Origin of the sequence: uncultured Streptococcus sp., assembly GCF_963536705.1 — a bacterium.
Taxonomy (GTDB): domain Bacteria; phylum Bacillota; class Bacilli; order Lactobacillales; family Streptococcaceae; genus Streptococcus.
The window spans coordinates 196,905-214,115 of the sequence record NZ_CAUTAP010000002.1 but is presented as its reverse complement, the minus strand read 5'-3'; the positions used below and the strand labels follow the sequence as shown (position 1 = coordinate 214,115).

Sequence of the window (17,211 nt, the reverse complement as noted above, 5' to 3'; positions counted from 1 at the left end):
TAAATTCCCAGATGACAAGTATGCAGTCTTTCCTAATACTTTCTTCTTGGGCAGTCTGAACATGAGGCAGAACGACAGTTGTCAGGATAGACTCAGCCAAGCCATTTGCTACATAAGGATCCACCTTTTGAATGGCATCATTGGCCTTTGCAGAAACAGTCGCAGAAATGGAAACACCGTACTCATTGAAGCCAACCTCGTCAAAAATACCTTGGGATGGGGTCACATCTGAGACCGAAGTATACTTGTAACTCTCTGCCGGCAGGGTCCATTCAAAGTTGTTGGTTTCATCGACCAGCTTGGCACCACTCGCATTGGTCTTTCTCGGATGAACCAGAAAGACCTTATTGTGATTGGGCTCCAAGTCCTCTGTCCGACCGTAAAGCGTTGTGCCGTCTGCCGTCAGGTCTTTCCCGACAATAAATCCTGTGCAGGCTTCGACCACTTGGAAAGGAAAGAGAAAAATGGTCGAAAGAGCTAACAAGGAACGAAACAATATTTTTTTCATAAAAATATCTCCTTTGTTTTTTTGTAAAAAATTACAAAATGAAATACTATATTCAGTATAGCCTTTTACTTCAGGTTTTGCAAGCGATTTCAAGCTCTTCTTTTATATATTCCCTGAAAATTATTTAAATTTCTAAATCTGTCTTTTTCTCCTTCAAAACAAGTCGGTAAACTTCTATAAAGGTAGCAACAAGAAAGGCAAATAAGAAACCAACAACGATGTTAATCCGATGCTCTGTTTCGAAGAAAGGAGAGTTCCAAATAAAGTGATTGGCAACTGTTGACACGACGCACCAGAGACCGAAGCGACGGTATTTCTTGTAAGTTGTTGAGAAGAGAAGATAAACCCCAACGGTCACCACTGCTGTATAGAGCGTATGTGAAGCCAATCCGCCAGCAATTCTTCCAACTGCTTCTAAGGAACCACTATTTTGTCCTCCGAAAGTCACTCTGGATACATATGCAATATCCTCTATGACTTGAAAGCCAAAGCCCGAACTTAGCCCAGCGATTAAGACTGACTGAATATCCTTGCGCCCCAAAATGTAGAGAGCGGCAAAGGCTGTCAGAGACTTGAAAAATTCCTCTGCAAAAGGAGCTGTCAGTGCATTGGTCCAAGCATTGAAAACAGCAGGATCCTTGATAAAGTTAGAGTTAATAATATCAATCAAGCTATTGCCCGCAAAACTGAGCCAGCCAGAGATAAAGGCACCTCCAAAGAGGGCTGTTCCTAGCACAATCGTCTCAACCGATAACTTCTTGGCAAGTTTTTTAATCAAGAAATAGAAAGGCAGGAAAAAGGCAGCTAAAACAGCTAAGTTCAGAACCAAGTCGCGGCCAGCTTCTAAGGTGACATCCTTCTCTGCCATGCTCCCAAGCTCAAACTGCAAACCGATACCAGCTAGGACTAAGTAGATATAGAGAGCAATTCTTCTTGTTTTATTCATGACTGTCTGCTCCTTTTCTATTTTTTCCTTTGACAAGATAAATCGCTACTCCAATGACAGTCAGCACAAAGATACCTCCTGCAATAGCAATATCGTAGTCAAAATCTTCCAGACGAATTGTCTCCTCTGTGTCAGAGTCCTCTAACTCCTCAATCTCTTCTAAAGCACTTGTACCGTATTCAGCCACAACCTTATCTTCAGCAATCTTCTGGATTTCCTTGAGGCGCTTAAAGACTGAATCCGCTCGCTCCATAGAATCTTTTGTCGCTTTCAGACTAGCTTGTTCTGGCTGTTCAGACAGACTAATCTGCTCGCTGTCATGAGCAGGCTGTTCCTCCATCCATTGGCTTTCCATACGCTCAATTTCACTGCGAATAGAGCCATCTTCAAATAGTTCTGGATATTTTGCAACCAAATCATTGATGCGGCTAACAGTCCAATACCAGGAATTCTCATTATAGGCTGTACTCATTTCTTGATAAGGCTGAGCAGTATTGCTGATATTACCATAGTAAGGAAGGTATGGCGCATTGCGCGGACTTCCCATAGCTAGCCAGAGAATCCCTCCTCCAGTAGAGGCAGGTAAATTCTCCTTGAGCTGGAAAATATGGGCCTCCATGACATTTGGATTGGAAATAGGATATTTATAAACCGGGTCTGCTTTGGTTTTATCTGGAATCCCTTTTCCGTCTAGCTCCATCTGATCTTGCGGTTTGAAGTCTGTTCCTTCCAAACGATTGCGCTGCAAGTTCATCGCATCACGCAGACTAAGCTTGTCGCTGGTTGAGTGCATGAGTTCAAAGTATTCATCATCATATTGCACATCTGCATTGGGATCCAGCGCCTTGATACCAGACCAAACCCGAGAGCGGTCAGCCTCTGCCAGCGGCGGATTATAAGATTGGGCTACATGGAAGCTGCCATTGATTTCCTTATAGGTGCCAGCATCCTGGGCTATTTTTTCCAGATCAGCTGATAAGATGGTGTTTTCAGTATCATTTTTATCTACACTGCCTAGGAAAAATGTATTGGGAAAAACAGCGTATTTGTCATCCGGAAACTTGATAGCAGCGTATTGGTGGCCAGAAAGGATTTCCATATACCATACACCCGTCTTGTCAGCAATCGTCACGATATTACCTTCGGCTGCACCTTTTTCCCTAACAATTTTAGCTAATAGCTCCACTCCTTCTTTGGCTGTTTTCACATGAGGTAGGACCACAGAAGTTAAAGCAGATTCAGCGATACCGTCCTTAACATAAGGATCTACTTTTTGAATATCATCATTGGCACTGGCTGAGACTGTCGCAGAGATAGAAACGCCTTCCTCATTAAAACCGGCCTCATCAAAAACGCCCTGCTCTGGTGTCACATCCGGTACCGCCGTATACTTGTAGCTAACAGCCGGCAAATCAAAGCTAAAGCCGTTGGTTTCATCTACAAATTTATCACCAGCCTTGTTATACTTGCGCTCCCGCACCACAAAATTCTTGTTGTGATTGGGCTCTAGGTCCTCTGTTCGACCATAGAGAGTCGAACCATCCGTCGTCAAATCCTTCCCGATAATAAAGCCGGTACAGGCTGAGACAGCCTGAAAAGGAAAGAGTGTAAGAAGCATCAAGGCTGAAATAGCCCAACTGAAAAATTTCTTTTTCATCAGTTTCTCCTTTGTATATTAATTGATAAAATATTTATCGCATATTTAGTATACTATTCTCTTACTACGGTTGCAAGCGTTTCCAAAACCTCTTCTGCTAGCTAAAATGAATAAATTCCCCTAGGAAAAAATTACTCTAGCTGTATACCTAGCAGCCCCTCCAAGCCTGTTGTATAAATTTCCATAGATGTATATCAAGCTGTATAAAAATTTTTTTGTAAAAGAAAAAAGCCAGATAAAATCTGACTTTAAAGACACGTGGCTGCGGAGGCACAACCCACAGCCGCGCAGGTGTCGCAGGAAAGAATGGAGAAGAGAAAAAGAACAAACTTCTCTCCTATTACCAAACTGGTTGTGCTTCATAGATTAGATTATTTTATCGTCTTCTCTAGACAAGCAATCTTACCATACGCTGACCCGCTTATCTGGAGCCAGATACATGGCATCACCTTCTTTGATTTCTGGATAGGTTTCATAGAAGGCCTCTACATTTTTGAGTTGCTGGTTGACCCGCAGCTCGGACGGAGCATGGACATCTACCTTCAGGAGAAGTTGGTTAAATTGCAGACTGGCCTTGCTTCTCCAGATATTGGCATAGTTTTCAAAGTAATTCTTCAAGTCTGCATCTGGATATTTCTTTTTCACAACTTCGAGAGTAGCTGAAAGCCCACCTGCATCGGCTACATTTTCTGTTACCGTAAGCTTGCCGTTGACCTTGCCGCCGTAGATTTCAATACCATCCCACTGCTTAGTAACAGCTTCAATTTTCTTGTCAAAAGCTTTCTTATCTGCTTCTGTCCACCAATTGTTCAAATTCCCCTCTTCATCAAAGTTTGCACCGTTTGAGTCAAAGGCGTGAGTAATCTCGTGACCAATAACCATACCGATACCGCCATAGTTCTTTTCCATCTCTTGCTTAACATCAAAGAATGGATTCTGCAGGATTGCGGCTGGAAAGTTGATACTGTTATTTTCCTGTGAGTAGTAAGCGTTGATATCATAGGAAGGCATCACCCACTCGTCCTTGTCTACTGGCTCAGAGAAGTGCTCAACATCATATTGATGTTTTGCTTGACTCAAAGCAATTGCATTCTCAAAGAAGGATTTTTTATCGTCTACTTTCAAGGCCTTAGTCGCTTCGCGAACTTTTTCAGGATAGCCGATATAGAGTTTCATAGTATCCAGCTTCTTGACTGCCTTCTGTTTGGTTTCTTCTGATAGCCATTCGTTTTTCAGCATACGTTCCCGATAGACTTCCTTGATATCCTTGACCATTTGGGTCACTTCTTGCTTGGCTTCCTCACCAAAATATTTGCGACCATAGTAAAGACTAAAGACATCTGAAAAAGTTCCTGTTGTCAGATTGTATGCTGCATCTTCTTTTGAAGTTGCTTCCTTAGTACCTTGCAAGGATTTTTGGTACTCTGCAAAAATCAGCCGATAGTCATCGGTTAGAAAACTAGATGCTGATGCTGCCTGCTTCACAAGCATCCAAGATTTGAGCTTGCCAAAGTTCTTGTCATTAACTACCTTGGCAAAATTTTCATAATACTTAGGGTTAGGTACATTGACATCACCAGATTCCTGGCCTAGATAGGCATTGATAATATCGTGAAACTTAAAGGTATCAGAGTAGGCATTGATGTCTTCTGCCGTCTTAGGATGGTGAAGATTTTTAATTTCCGAAGTTTCTTCATTGCTTTGGGCATATTTGGCCAGTTCTCCATCAAATTCTAAGGCTTCTTTGACAATCTTTTCGCTGTTTTTTTCACTGTAGCCCAGCTTTTGCATGGCTTCTTTGAATGCTTTTTCCAGCGGATCCATCATCCTTTTCTTAGCACCTTCATCTTCATAGTAGCTCTTATCCGGCAGCATAAGACTTGGACTGGACAGATTCACTTGTTTCTGATTGGTATTTTCTAGGTTAGAACTAATTTCAAGGGTAAACGGCAGTGCTAGACCACGCTTTTCCCAGTCAACAGCCTTACTGGCTAGGTCCTTCAAATCGGACAAGTCTTCAATTTCCTTGAGATAGGGCTTGAGAGGGGCTAGGCCATCCTTTTCCCGCTGCTTGAAGTCAGTCGCTTGCTGATAGTATTTGATAAACTCAGGCATGCCTTCAATCGTTGACTCTTCTTTACCAGAGACTAGATTTTTGACATCCGCCTTCATCTTATCCTTGACCTGCTCGTTCAGTTCATAAAACACACCGTTAGACGGCTGGTCGCTAGGGATCTCTGCCTTTTCCAGCCATTTCTTATTGATGGCCTGATAGTAATTGGTCCTCACTGTGGCATTCTTATCGATCGGTGTCTCCTGAGGGACAAAGGTCTTATAAGCCCAGTAGCCACCGGCAGCCAAGATTAGGCCGGTCACAGTCAACGTAGAAGTTAGAATAATTTTCGTTCTTTTCTTCATGAGTTCCTCCTTTTATCTTAAGTAAAATATAATTGACTTTTTTATTTTACTCATTTACTTTAACATATTCTTTTTTCCTCGTCAACAGAAAACTGAAGGTCTGGAAAAAATTGCCGCAAGAGGAGAGAATAAGGTCGTTCAGTCTGCTTTTAAAAGTGATCTGCTCTAGACTCACACTTAAAGAAAAACTAAAGTTTCTATCAGCTGTCCTGTTGCTTCCAGCTCTTTTCTCTCCTCCTTACACTTTCTAGTATAGCCTCCAAACTTCAGATATTTCTCAAGAAATTCTAAAATATTTCTAAAGTTTTTTACTAAAATAAAAAGACTGAGACAAAAATATCTCAGTCTAGCTTTATTATGTTCAAAAAATATTGTGGCTGAGACAATTTAAATTGCCTCCCAGACATTTTAAACCTGAACCTCAAAATAAGTGAGCAAAGCTAAATTTTAAAAAATCAACTTCTGTCCCACTGTCTTCTACTGAACCTTTTTAGCTAGCATAGTCGCAAAGCGCAGCTGAATTCGATTGCCATTTTCATCACGTCGGTGGAGGTGACCAGGATTTTCATTGTACTTAACCAGCTCCCAATCCTTGTAATACTCGGCAAGCTCGCCTTCCTTAAAAGTAAAAGGAAAGGGAACAGAGCATGGGAAGTCTTCTGTATCCATAGCACAGACGATGAGATTATAGCCGCCAAGCGCTGTGTGCTCTTGCATATTTCGGATAATATCTGGAATCCGCTCCGCCTGCAGGAACATAAGGACAACAGTGGAAACGATCAAATCATAAGTCTGGGTCAAACTAGCTGAGTTGATATCGTAGCTACCCACTGGCAGATCTAAATCCTCCTGCTCCACAATGCTCCGTAAGATCTCCAGTGCCAGCTCATTCTGATCTACAGCCGTCACTTCAAAGCCCTGCTTGGCTAGAAAGAGAGCATTGCGACCTTGACCACAGCCTAGGTCTAACGCCCGCCCTGGCCGGACTGTCTGCATAGCTTCCAAAACCTCTGAGTGCACTGGATTACTGCCGTATTTCTTTGGGAAATAATCCTCAGGCCGACAGTAAAACTCCAAATACCACTCTAGGTCATCAGTCAGGGCTTCAACCCGATGCCAAGCTTGGGGTTGGGCAAAAGGATTGTCCTGACCAGCCTCAAAGATGTGCTCAGCCAGCTCCTCACCCTCCTCTGACATCTCAACAAACTTAAGGCGTCCCTTGAGAACAGTGATTTTACCCCAAGTTCCCTCTTTGGTATTGTGCTTTCTCTTTACCGCCTCTGGCATGGTCTCAGCCGTCCACAGCGGCATGCGTTTATAAGCTAGCAATTCTTCTGTCATAAAAAATCCTTTCTCTAAAAGCAAAGCTACGAATAATCTAACTGTCTTTATCATACTCGAAAAGCACAGACTTTACAAGTGGAAAAGTGGTCAGAAGTTTTCTGTTTAGTAAATTTGACAATAAACAATTTAAGATAACTACTGTAGATGAGAATCACTAATATAAAACTAAAAAAGACCGGTCACCCGATCTTTCATCTTGTATTAAAGTTCTTCATTTGTCTTGCAATGTCGCGGTTTTGCTCGCGGCGTTTGATGGACTCGCGCTTGTCATAGTCGTGTTTCCCTTTGGCTAAGCCCAGTAGCAGCTTGGCATAGCCGTCCTTGAGATAGACCTTGAGCGGCACCAGCGTCATCCCAGTTCCCTTGGTCTCCTGCTCCAGCTTTTGGATCTGCTTCTTATGCAGCAGCAGCTTTCTGCGACGCTCAGGCTCTTGATTCCAGATATTGCCCTCTTCATAAGGCGCGATATGCACATTGCTGAGCCAGGCCTCACCGTTCTTGATCTGGGCAAAGCCATCTTTGAGATTGATACGGGCTGCGCGGACGCTTTTGATTTCCGTCCCCGTCAGCACCATGCCAGCCTCTATGGTGTCTACGATGGTGTAGTCGTGTCTGGCCTTTTTATTTTGCGCGACGACCTTTCCTTCTCCCTTTGCCATGCTTGGCTCCTTTCTTGACTAGTTCCTTGTAAAATGCCTTCTGGCTCTTACCTTTCTTGGACTTCTTATCTTTCTTATCTCTATAGCCTTTTTCTTTGGAAGGATGGCTGCGCTTGTCATCCTCACGGCGTCTCTTTCTGCCCGACTTACCTCTGCCAGTCTTACTGGTCTTTTCTACCAGGTCAAATTCACTGGGCAGGTATTCAAAGTCAATCTCTCCCGTAGCCTTATCCGCTCGAACCAGCTTGATGCGAATCTGCTGACCGACCTTGAAGATCACGCCGGACTTTTCTGCTTGTAGGGTCATCGTCCGCTCATTGTAGCTGTAAAACTCTGGCAGGTTGGTGACATGAATCAAGCCTTCGACCGTATTAGGCAACTCGACAAAGAGTCCAAACTTAACCACGCTTGAGACAACACCGTCAAACTCTTCCCCAACGAATTCTTCCATGTACTCAGCCTTCTTCATGGCTTCGACTTCACGCTCGGCCTCAATAGCCCGACGCTCCCGGCTGGAAGACTGACTGGCAATCTCTGGAATCACTTGCTCAAAATGCTCTGCTATTTCTTTAGACTTGCCATAATCCCGCACCATCCGATGAACCAGAAGGTCCGGATAGCGGCGAATCGGACTGGTGAAATGCGTATAAAACTCCGCTGCCAGACCGTAGTGGCCGTGATTGTGCTCGGAGTAGCGAGCCTGCTGCATGGAGCGCAGAAGCATCATGGATAGGACATCCTCATAAGGCTGGTCTTTGACCGCCTCCATAATATCCTGCAGAGCCTGCTGACTCATAGAGCTAGCCGTCCCGTATATCCGAATCCCAAAGCTAGAGGCGTAGTCGATAAACTTCTGCACCTTCTCCGCCTTTGGCTCCTCGTGGATCCGATAGATGAAGGGCAGATTTAACTTAGCAAAATGCTCAGCTACCGTCTCATTCGCCACCAGCATAAAGGATTCAATCATACGCTCAGCAATTCCCCGCTGACGCAGGACAATATCCACTGGCCGACCTTCCTTGTTGACCATGATTTTGGCTTCATTGGTGTCAAAGTTAAGCGCACCGCGTTTAAAGCGCATACTTTCCAGAATCTCATGCAGCTGGACCATACTGTCAATGCTAGGTACAATAGCCTTGAACTGCCCAGCTTTTTCCTGATTTCCAGCAATGATGTCGTTGACATCACTGTAGGTCATGCGAAAGGTCGTCTTGATGACAGTCTGGGTGATGGCATGCTTGACCACGCGCCCCTTAGCATCTATCTCCATGATAGCCGACTGGGTCAGCCGGTCCACATTTGGATTGAGGGAGCAGATTCCATTTGACAGGCGCTCCGGAAGCATAGGTACCACGCGGTCGGTCACATAGACAGAAGTCGCTCGATTGAGGGCTTCCTTGTCCAGCTCAGAGCCTTCTTTGACATAGTAGGACACATCTGCGATATGGACGCCTAGTTCAAAGTTGCCATTTTTCAGACGCTTGATATGGACAGCATCGTCCAAGTCTTTGGCATCCGCTCCATCGATGGTGAAGGTAATCTCTTCGCGCAGATCCAAACGTCCTGCCAAATCACTCTCTGTCGGTGCATCCGGAACTCGCTCGGCCTCTTCCAAGACCTTTTCTGGAAATTCGGAGACAATATCCATCGACTCCAGCACTTCTAATACATCAATACCTGGATCGTTGACATGACCGACCACATCGACCAGACTAGCCACAAAGAAATCGTGTTTCTTGGTCGGATATTTGTCAATAGCGACCTTGAGCACCTCTGTACCATCCAGAACCATAGCTGGTTTTTTGACATAAATAGGCTGGCTTATTTTCTGATTTTTCGAGCGGATATAACCCGCATACTTGGGCTTTTCCTCATCCAGAACCAGCTGACCAACCGCTGACGTCAGGCTGTGCTCCAAAATATCGATAATCTTAGCCTCAGCTGATGTTCCCTTGATACGGTCTGCCACCTTGGTAATGACTACTTCCACCGTATCACCATCAATGGCATGATTGACATCATTACGGCCGACAAAGAGGTCATCCTCTTCCTCATTCAAGGTAACAAAGCCAAATCCATTCTTGTGGGCATGAAAAACACCCTTGAGCGTCAGACGCTCCTGCTTTTTCTTCTCATAAAGCTCAATCCGCCCCTTGTCATCAAAATGAATCTGATGCTTTCTTTCCATCTGAGAAATGGTCTTGACCAAGCTACTAAAGTCCTTGGAAGATTCTTTCCCCAAAGCAGCCGCCAGCTCATCCACGCTGGCCTGCTGCCTTTCTTTTAAATATTCAATGATTTCTGATTTCATATTCCTCTTCTCTTGATGAGTTCTTTCTTCATCTCTTTTAAATCTCTTTAAAACTTAAAAAATAGGCCAAGACGAAGTCAGAGCCCATTTTATTTACTAGATAATACTGCTAATACCAATGCAATCAGTAGCCAGAAGAAAATCATGATTCCCGTCATACGCTGCATCACAGCTTCAAAACCGCGTGCCTTAGGACGTTCGAACAAGTCGTTGGCACTGGCATCAAAGACGTTGCTGGACTGATTTTTGGTTGGCTGCATAAAAATTGCAATGACAATAATAGCTGATAAAATGACTAAAATGGTTAATAATAGGTTGTACATAAATAAAAACTCCTTAAAATCCTATCTATTTTATCATAAAATCTACTTGGATTCAAGATGTAAAGTAACTTTTCTTTCCTTAGGACAATACTTTAAGACCTCAATTTTTTCCGGATGCGTTTTAGTATTTTTGCTGGTCAGATAGTTCTGACTGCCGCAGCTGGAACATTTTAAATTTATTTTAACGCGCACTAGATATCCTTCTTTTTAAATAAATTTCGAAAACTAAAGAGATTGGTCAGCATACTGACGGCAACTAGCCCTGCTGTTGCATAAAAGACTGAATGATAACCATAGGCTGCCGCAATGACCGATCCAGACATAGGACCGACCACCCCACCCAGATAAAAGAAAATCTGATTATAACTGAAAATCCTAGAGATTCCAAACTTGGGTGTTATCTTACTTAGCAGAGCATTGACACCTGGTATCAGCGCCCCTGTTCCTAGGCCAAATAAAAAGCGATAAAAGCCTAGCTGCATAGGGGAGCCAGCATTGGCACAGAGCAGATAAATCAGGATTGAATAGAACTGTGCCAGCACCAGAAGCCGGTGATTGCCTATACGGTCTCCTAACCGTCCCAGAATACTGGAGCTCATCATGCTGGAAAGTCCCATGCTAGAAACGATGAGACCCGAAACAAAGATCAGATTGTCCTTTTGCCCCAACTCTCTGACATAGAGGGAAAGGATGGGGCTGATGGATTGAGCTGCAAACTGGATAACAAAGCTGGTCAGAAAGAGATTCATCAGCATCTTAGGATACCTGAGTTGACGCAGCAATTCCCTATAGCCTACCTCTTCTTGTCGGGTCACTGGCACAAAATCCTCCCGAATCAAATAAAAGGTCATCAAGGCTGCCACTATAAAAAAGCCGCCAATCAGGAGAAAGACATTGCGGATACCGAACATCTCCGCAATCAGACCGCCAATAAACGGCCCCATAAGATTACCCGCAACGACACCGGTCGAGAGAGTTCCCAGAGCATAACCCGTTTTTTCCTTGGGAGCCTGACTGGCAATCAGAGCTGTGCTGTTGGGAACATAACCAGCAAAAACCCCATTTAGAAAGCGTAGGAGCAAGAGCCAGAAAATATTGGGCACAAAGGCAATACCGCCCATAGTGAAAACCATGGCAATAGCCGCACGTACCATCATAGGCTTGCGGCCATATCGATCAGCCAGACTTCCCCAAACAGGAGAGAGCAGGGCCGCTGAGATTGCCGAGAGAGAAATCCCTAGCCCAGCGTAATACTCCACCTCATGACCTCTGGCACCCAGCTGCTCCACAAAAAGTGGCATAAAAGGCGTCACCAGAGAAATGCTGGCACCTGTCAGGAAGTTCCCAAACCAAGCGACTTTCAGGTTATGTTTCCAATTTACTTGTGTCGTAATAAATCATCTTCTTTCTAATTTCTGCAAAGCATCACGAATCTGCTGTCGAGTTTCCTCAAGCGAGCCATTATTATCAATCAGCACATCCGCCCTCTTTCGTTTTTCTCGTAAAGATAGCTGAGCTGCTATGCGTTTCTCTGCTTCTTCCTGACTGAGAGCATTTCGAGTCATAAGACGACTGAGCTGAGTTTCCACCGTCACATCCACCAGCCAGATTTGGTCAAACCAGTCCTCATATTGTAGCTCAAACAGCAAGGGAAGATCCATAAAAAAGATGTCTTCCGTCTCTGCGAGCAAATCTCGCCGGCCAGTCAGTTCCTCGCGGATAATCTGATTTTGTATTTGACTGGATTGCTCCAAGAGTTGAGGATTCCCAAAAATCATAGCTCCCAGCTTAGGCCGGTCCAAGCGCCCATCTTCCTGTAAGATAGCTGAGCCAAAAGCGGATAAAAGAGCTTGATAAAGCCGTCCGTCAGGCTCCTGCAGCTCATGCACTACCTGATCCGCATCAATGACTTGGTAGCCCTGCTGCCTTAAAAACTCTGTCACAGTTGACTTACCCGAGGCAATGCCGCCAGTGATACCAATAATTCTTACCATGACAGCTACCTCGCTTTCTGGCAGTGAGGACAGAGATGTGTACCGCGTCCGCTCAGCTTAATTTTCTCAATCGGGCTGCCGCATCTAGCACAGGGGTGACCAGTCTTTCCATAAACCTGCAGAAAATCCTGCATCGTGCCATCTTCACCCAAAGCATTGCGATAGGTCCGAATGGTCGATCCCCTTTTCTCAATCCCAAGCTGCAAAACTTCTATAATCTGCTTACGCAGCCGCTTCACTTCAGCAGGCTTCAGACTAGCTGATGGCCTGGCCGGATGAATCCGTGCCCGCCAAAGGGCCTCATCTACATAGATATTGCCTAGACCAACGACCAAGGTCTGCTCCAGCAAATAGGGTTTTATAGGCTTCTTAGAACGACCCAAAGCTGCTGCAAAAGGCGCCAAAAGAAAGTCCGCCTCTGTCGGCTCAGGACCAAGCTTTCTGGCAGCAAAATAAGACTCCAGCTGATCCTTTCTCAATAGCTCCATGGTCCCAAACTTACGAACATCCTCATAAACAAGCGTCCCACCATCCGTCATCTCGAAAAAGATATGGGCATGCTTGCGCTCAGGCACCGCATCAAGATAAAAAAGATACTTGCCTTCCATTCGTAGATGGGAAATCAGCACTCCACCCGTCAGGTAAAAAAGCAAATACTTGCCCCGACGGCCAATCTTTTCAATGGTCTGACCTGGCAAGTCGTGGATAAAACTATCCACTCCCGTGCCAATCATCTTAGCATAGCGGACCTGCACCTGTCCAATTGTCTTGCCAACTACCAGACGCTCCAAACCCCGTCGAACCGTTTCCACTTCAGGTAATTCAGGCATAAAGCTCCTTTCTTATTCTTTCACATCTCAAAGCCCCATAGCAAAGCTGTCCGAAAAATACTCATCCATCATCAGGCGATGTTTATCCGATACATTTTCCAGCTCTGCTATTTCTTCTTTAGAAAAAAAGCCTAAACGCAGTGTTTCCTCATTATGAAAATTGGAAATATCAACATTCTTCAGTGCCTGAAATTCATACAGAAAGACAACCGTCTGCACTTTGTCACCATTAGGATAAGATTCATCAAAATTAGTGTAGACATTCAGCAAGCGCTTGGCTTCAACAGCAATGCCTGTCTCTTCGTGAAATTCGCGCACGGCTGCTTGCAAAGAAGTCTCCCCGAGCTCCATAGCTCCACCAGGAATCGCCCATGTTTTCTTATCACCTCGCAACTGCAGAAGCACACGACCTTCCTCGTCTGCCAGAAGCCCACCGGCAAAATTCAAGATAACCTTATCATGCCCCACCTTGGAGCGAATATAGGAAATATAGTCCATATCAAAATCCTTTCAATTTCTCTGGGAAGGCAGCGTTTTGAAAGAAATAACCTAGCAACTGAATATGCGTATCCACATCACTAAAATGCCAAGCATGCCCCTTGTCAGGGTAATAGGCGCATTCAGACCTAGCATTTTTCTGTGCCAACCTGCGGTGCCAGTCATGAATAGTTTCAGCTTCTTTTCCACCTGAAACAAAGAAGGCAGGATTATCAAACTGCAAGTCAAGTCTCAGCAGATTTGCCTGTGACATCGCACGGCGACATGAGCGCCGTTCAGCTCTTTGGAAATCTGCAACAAAGCACTGAACATCTTGGACAGGTGCTCCGTCCTCTTGCATCATTTTTGTCAGGAGATTGGCTACAAATTTAGTATTTTTCAAGAAAGACATCAGATAGACTATGGCAATAATCTTGCGATAGCCCTTAATTGGCTGAGGGCTTGCCCCATCCACAATGACTCTATCTATAAGGCTAGAATGTTTTTCCAACAACTTAAGAATGAGTGAACCGCCTAATGAAAGCCCAACCAAGTGCGGCTTGCCATGTGCTTTGCTTTTAATGACAGCCACAATCATTTCCACGACATCATCAAAGTTTGTCCACTCAATATTATGACTGGCTCCGTGACCAGGTAAATCCACAAGAATGCAATGAAAATCTTGCTCAAGCGCAGCAACATGGTGCCGCCACATCTGACTGCTAGAGCCTGAAACATGCAAAAAGATAATACTTTTTGGATTTTGCTGCCCTCTTTCTTCAATGAATAATGATGGCATCTCCATCACCTCACTTACTGGCTTAGAACCTCAATATTCCTTCTTATTATAGCCAAAGTCCGCCAAGTCCAGCTTCTTGTCACGCCAGTTTTTCTTGACCTTGACCCAGGTCTCTAGGAAGACCTTGTCCCCGAGCATGAGCTCAATATCTCGCCGAGCCATGGAGCCGATTTTCTTCAGCATGGAGCCGCCTTTGCCGATGACAATGCCTTTTTGGCTGTCACGTTCCACCATGATTGTTGCTCGGATATGGACCTTGTCCGTCTCCTCGTCTCGCTTCATGCTATCAACAACCACCGCGACTGAGTGGGGAATTTCCTCCCGTGTCAGCATCAACACCTTCTCCCGAATCATCTCAGACACCAGAAAACGCTCCGGATGGTCGGTAATCTGGTCTTCTGGGAAATACTGGAAGCCTTCCTCCAGATTTTCACTGAGGATGTCAATCAGATGGGACACATTATTGCCTTGCAGGGCTGAAATCGGCACGATTTCTTTGAAATCCATCTGCTGACGAAAATCATCAATTTGCGCTAAAAGCTGATCCGGATGGACTTTATCAATCTTATTAACCACCAAAATAACTGGCACCTTAGCCGCTTTCAGGCGTTCGATAATCATGTCATCGCCCTTGCCACGCGGCTCGTCAGCCGGCACCATGAAGAGGACGGTATCCACCTCACGCAGGGTGCTGTAAGCTGCTTCCACCATAAAATCGCCTAGAGCCGTCTTAGGCTTATGGATTCCCGGCGTATCGATAAAGACAATCTGCTCCTTATCCGTCGTGTAAATTCCCATAATTTTATTGCGTGTGGTCTGAGCCTTATCGCTCATGATGGCAATCTTTTGCCCCATAACATGATTCAAAAAGGTTGATTTCCCAACATTGGGGCGTCCTAAAATAGCTACAAAACCTGATTTAAAAGTCATTATTTTACCTCTTTTATTTCCATTAAAACAGCAGAAAATCGGCAGTCTCCCCCGATTTTCAAGTCTTTAAAAAATCCAATCCCAAATCTTGGGAACAAAAATAATCAGTCCCGTCACAACTGCAAAGCCAGACACGACCAGAACAGCTCCCGCTGCCATATCCTTGGCATTCTTAGCCCGCATAGAAAAGTGGTAATCACTGGCCAGATCTACGACATTTTCAATGGCAGAATTGACAATCTCAAAGGCAATGACCAGAAAAATGCTCAAAAAGAGAAAGAGCCATTCTATCGCGGACAAGTCAAAAATCAGTCCCGCAACTATCACCGCCAGAGCCGAAAGTACATGCTTGCGCAGATTGCGCTCCTCTTTAAAGGCTGTAAAAATACCAGTTAAAGCAAATTCCAGACTCGAGACCACATCTCGATTTTTCCATTTGCGTTTGTTATTTCCTTGTGAGTCCATAAGCAGTTAAAATTTCTTCCTGTAAACCAAACATTTCTGCTTCTTCTTCCGGCGTATAGTGATCATAGCCGTTGATATGCAGAAAACCATGCACTGCCAAAAAGCCCATCTCTCGCTCAAAGCTGTGGCCATATTCTTCAGCCTGTTCACGCGCCTTGTCCACTGAAATGAACAGCTCACCGATATAGGCGTCAAAATCCTCCAACATCTCAGCTAGCTCAGGATGGTCCAGCAAATCCTCCTCGTCAACAGCGATGTCCAGCTCAGACTTATACTCCAAGCTGATCACATCCGTCGGCCGATCCGTATCTCTATATTCCAAGTTGAGTTCATGACTGCGCTCATTGCTGACAAAAGTCACAGCCATTTCCTTATTTTCCTTGCCCGTTTTCTGGGCCGCAAACTCCAAAATTTCCTGGGTCTGTTTAAGAATCTCTTCCGAAACCTGACCCGTTTCATCTACCATTTCGATATACATATCTTACCCGCTTTGCTAGTATTACCTTATTATATCATATTTTGACTCACTTTAGGGAGCCGAGGGCAGGGTTTTGGACAATAGCAGAGCAGATTTGTCAACCTCTCACCGCAAAGACAAAAGCAGCTCTTTTTTTTTATTTAATCTCTTCCCGAAACTTTGCGTTTCACTACCTGCTATCATTGACAAAAACATCACGTTTAAATCAATGAAAGTAAATAAATTGTTTTATTTTATAGTTTTAATATTCTTCTATAAACTTTTTGGGCGAAATTTGGTCGGATATAACGAAAACCCTTGTAAATCAAGGGTTTTTAATCTTATATAATGCTAATTGCCGGGATCGAACCGGCGACCTCATCCTTACCATGGATGCGCTCTGCCAACTGAGCTAAATCAGCGTACCTAACTAATATATCATGTAGATAGGTGCTTGTCAATATCCTTTCTCATTTTTTTGCAAAATAATCTTCCCTAGTCAGATAGTAATGCACACGCGTCACAACGCGGCCTTTCTCATGCTTATTTAGTGATGCGTAAGGCTCTTCGTGGGAATATTTCATACCAGACTTGACCATAACCCTGCCAGATGCTGGATTATCCACATCATGCAGCGCTACAAGTTTGTTCATTCTGATTTCCTCAAAAGCTAGCTTGATTACTGCGCGATTGGCCTCTGTCGTATATCCCAGATTCCAGTATTTTTTATTGATTACGTAGCCGATAGCCGCCGTTTTCAAGTCCAGCCTGATCTTATGCAGGTCAATAGTCCCGATGAATTTGCCACTTTCTTTCACTTCTATTCCCCAGCGCCCCAGAGGATTGGCCAGATAAAAGAGAGCGATATTATTGCGTGTTTCTTCCAGGCTTTTGTTTGTCTCAAAAGTATAGCGAGTATTTTCCTCATCTGAAGCGTACTCAAACATTGCCGGGGCATCCTCCAAGGTCACCGGACGCAGAATCAACCGCTCAGTTTCCAGTCTGGTATGACGAGCCAGATTGACATAGATATTTTCCATCAGAGCCTCCTATTTTTTCTTAACAGAATAGCACAATTCACTAATGAAAGCAA

General features: G+C 44.5%; 18 protein-coding genes and 1 tRNA gene. All 19 read right to left on the bottom strand.

Features of this window, described 5'->3' with window-relative positions; translation table 11 throughout:
* The coding region (locus RWX26_RS02390; RefSeq protein WP_314578812.1) for a C69 family dipeptidase at window positions 1-508 on the bottom strand (508 nt) is incomplete at its 3' end.
* Between the two features lie 124 nt (window positions 509-632).
* Window positions 633-1,454 (bottom strand): PrsW family glutamic-type intramembrane protease, encoded by an 822-nt coding sequence (locus RWX26_RS02385; protein ID WP_314578810.1) that lies wholly within the window; start codon window positions 1,452-1,454, stop codon window positions 633-635.
* A complete protein-coding gene (locus RWX26_RS02380; RefSeq protein WP_314578807.1) occupies window positions 1,447-3,111 on the bottom strand; it encodes a C69 family dipeptidase in 1,665 nt (554 codons plus the stop codon). Before RWX26_RS02380 ends, RWX26_RS02385 begins: the two co-directional genes overlap by 8 nt.
* Before the next feature lie 402 nt (window positions 3,112-3,513).
* Window positions 3,514-5,529 (bottom strand): M13-type metalloendopeptidase, encoded by a 2,016-nt coding sequence (locus RWX26_RS02375; RefSeq protein ID WP_002894885.1) that lies wholly within the window; start codon window positions 5,527-5,529, stop codon window positions 3,514-3,516.
* 477 nt (window positions 5,530-6,006) lie between these two features.
* The gene (tehB, locus tag RWX26_RS02370) at window positions 6,007-6,870 is read right to left on the bottom strand and encodes an SAM-dependent methyltransferase TehB (protein ID WP_032914096.1); all 864 of its coding nucleotides are present in this window, start codon (window positions 6,868-6,870) and stop codon (window positions 6,007-6,009) included.
* A gap of 194 nt (window positions 6,871-7,064) precedes the next feature.
* Window positions 7,065-7,532 carry an SsrA-binding protein SmpB gene (gene smpB, locus RWX26_RS02365; protein ID WP_002894882.1) on the bottom strand — a complete coding sequence of 156 codons (468 nt, stop codon included), beginning with the start codon at window positions 7,530-7,532 and terminating at the stop codon, window positions 7,065-7,067.
* Window positions 7,495-9,843 carry a ribonuclease R gene (gene rnr, locus RWX26_RS02360; protein WP_314578802.1) on the bottom strand — a complete coding sequence of 783 codons (2,349 nt, stop codon included), beginning with the start codon at window positions 9,841-9,843 and terminating at the stop codon, window positions 7,495-7,497. The genes smpB and rnr overlap by 38 nt, the downstream gene beginning before the upstream one ends.
* Window positions 9,844-9,932: 89 nt before the next feature.
* Window positions 9,933-10,166, bottom strand: coding sequence for a preprotein translocase subunit SecG (gene secG, locus RWX26_RS02355; RefSeq protein ID WP_002894878.1), 234 nt, complete (start codon window positions 10,164-10,166; stop codon window positions 9,933-9,935).
* Window positions 10,167-10,208: 42 nt separating this feature from the next.
* Window positions 10,209-10,358: a 50S ribosomal protein L33 gene (gene rpmG / locus RWX26_RS02350; protein WP_072074309.1), complete on the bottom strand. Its 150-nt coding sequence runs from the start codon at window positions 10,356-10,358 to the stop codon at window positions 10,209-10,211.
* The gene (locus tag RWX26_RS02345) at window positions 10,358-11,560 is read right to left on the bottom strand and encodes a multidrug efflux MFS transporter (RefSeq protein ID WP_314578832.1); all 1,203 of its coding nucleotides are present in this window, start codon (window positions 11,558-11,560) and stop codon (window positions 10,358-10,360) included. The genes rpmG and RWX26_RS02345 overlap by 1 nt, the downstream gene beginning before the upstream one ends.
* 3 nt (window positions 11,561-11,563) lie before the next feature.
* Complete coding sequence (coaE, locus tag RWX26_RS02340; RefSeq protein WP_268701796.1) at window positions 11,564-12,160, bottom strand: dephospho-CoA kinase; 597 nt, start codon at window positions 12,158-12,160, stop codon at window positions 11,564-11,566.
* Between the two features lie 5 nt (window positions 12,161-12,165).
* Entirely contained in the window at window positions 12,166-12,990 is an 825-nt protein-coding gene (gene mutM, locus RWX26_RS02335) for a DNA-formamidopyrimidine glycosylase (RefSeq protein WP_314578795.1), read from the bottom strand.
* Between the two features lie 27 nt (window positions 12,991-13,017).
* A complete protein-coding gene (locus tag RWX26_RS02330; protein WP_314578794.1) occupies window positions 13,018-13,488 on the bottom strand; it encodes an NUDIX domain-containing protein in 471 nt (156 codons plus the stop codon).
* Between the two features lies 1 nt (window position 13,489).
* Window positions 13,490-14,272 carry an alpha/beta fold hydrolase gene (locus RWX26_RS02325; protein WP_314578792.1) on the bottom strand — a complete coding sequence of 261 codons (783 nt, stop codon included), beginning with the start codon at window positions 14,270-14,272 and terminating at the stop codon, window positions 13,490-13,492.
* Between the two features lie 24 nt (window positions 14,273-14,296).
* Window positions 14,297-15,196: a GTPase Era gene (gene era, locus RWX26_RS02320; protein ID WP_061411024.1), complete on the bottom strand. Its 900-nt coding sequence runs from the start codon at window positions 15,194-15,196 to the stop codon at window positions 14,297-14,299.
* 66 nt (window positions 15,197-15,262) lie between these two features.
* Complete coding sequence (locus RWX26_RS02315) at window positions 15,263-15,661, bottom strand: diacylglycerol kinase family protein (protein WP_002894866.1); 399 nt, start codon at window positions 15,659-15,661, stop codon at window positions 15,263-15,265.
* Window positions 15,642-16,139: an rRNA maturation RNase YbeY gene (gene ybeY, locus RWX26_RS02310; RefSeq protein WP_223337118.1), complete on the bottom strand. Its 498-nt coding sequence runs from the start codon at window positions 16,137-16,139 to the stop codon at window positions 15,642-15,644. Before ybeY ends, RWX26_RS02315 begins: the two co-directional genes overlap by 20 nt.
* Before the next feature lie 328 nt (window positions 16,140-16,467).
* Window positions 16,468-16,540 (bottom strand) — tRNA-Thr (locus RWX26_RS02305).
* Window positions 16,541-16,588: 48 nt separating this feature from the next.
* On the bottom strand, window positions 16,589-17,158 hold the full coding sequence (locus RWX26_RS02300; protein WP_314578781.1) for a GNAT family N-acetyltransferase: 570 nt from the start codon (window positions 17,156-17,158) through the stop codon (window positions 16,589-16,591).
* Window positions 17,159-17,211 lie beyond the last annotated feature (53 nt).

Coding starts and splice junctions, on each gene's coding strand:
- RWX26_RS02385 (WP_314578810.1), bottom strand. CDS start 1,454: ATGAATAAAACAAGAAGAATTGCTCTCTATATCTACTTAGTCCTAGCT.
- RWX26_RS02380 (WP_314578807.1), bottom strand. CDS start 3,111: ATGAAAAAGAAATTTTTCAGTTGGGCTATTTCAGCCTTGATGCTTCTT.
- RWX26_RS02375 (WP_002894885.1), bottom strand. CDS start 5,529: ATGAAGAAAAGAACGAAAATTATTCTAACTTCTACGTTGACTGTGACC.
- tehB (WP_032914096.1), bottom strand. CDS start 6,870: ATGACAGAAGAATTGCTAGCTTATAAACGCATGCCGCTGTGGACGGCT.
- smpB (WP_002894882.1), bottom strand. CDS start 7,532: ATGGCAAAGGGAGAAGGAAAGGTCGTCGCGCAAAATAAAAAGGCCAGA.
- rnr (WP_314578802.1), bottom strand. CDS start 9,843: ATGAAATCAGAAATCATTGAATATTTAAAAGAAAGGCAGCAGGCCAGC.
- secG (WP_002894878.1), bottom strand. CDS start 10,166: ATGTACAACCTATTATTAACCATTTTAGTCATTTTATCAGCTATTATT.
- coaE (WP_268701796.1), bottom strand. CDS start 12,160: ATGGTAAGAATTATTGGTATCACTGGCGGCATTGCCTCGGGTAAGTCA.
- mutM (WP_314578795.1), bottom strand. CDS start 12,990: ATGCCTGAATTACCTGAAGTGGAAACGGTTCGACGGGGTTTGGAGCGT.
- RWX26_RS02330 (WP_314578794.1), bottom strand. CDS start 13,488: ATGGACTATATTTCCTATATTCGCTCCAAGGTGGGGCATGATAAGGTT.
- RWX26_RS02325 (WP_314578792.1), bottom strand. CDS start 14,272: ATGGAGATGCCATCATTATTCATTGAAGAAAGAGGGCAGCAAAATCCA.
- era (WP_061411024.1), bottom strand. CDS start 15,196: ATGACTTTTAAATCAGGTTTTGTAGCTATTTTAGGACGCCCCAATGTT.
- RWX26_RS02315 (WP_002894866.1), bottom strand. CDS start 15,661: ATGGACTCACAAGGAAATAACAAACGCAAATGGAAAAATCGAGATGTG.
- ybeY (WP_223337118.1), bottom strand. CDS start 16,139: ATGTATATCGAAATGGTAGATGAAACGGGTCAGGTTTCGGAAGAGATT.
- RWX26_RS02300 (WP_314578781.1), bottom strand. CDS start 17,158: ATGGAAAATATCTATGTCAATCTGGCTCGTCATACCAGACTGGAAACT.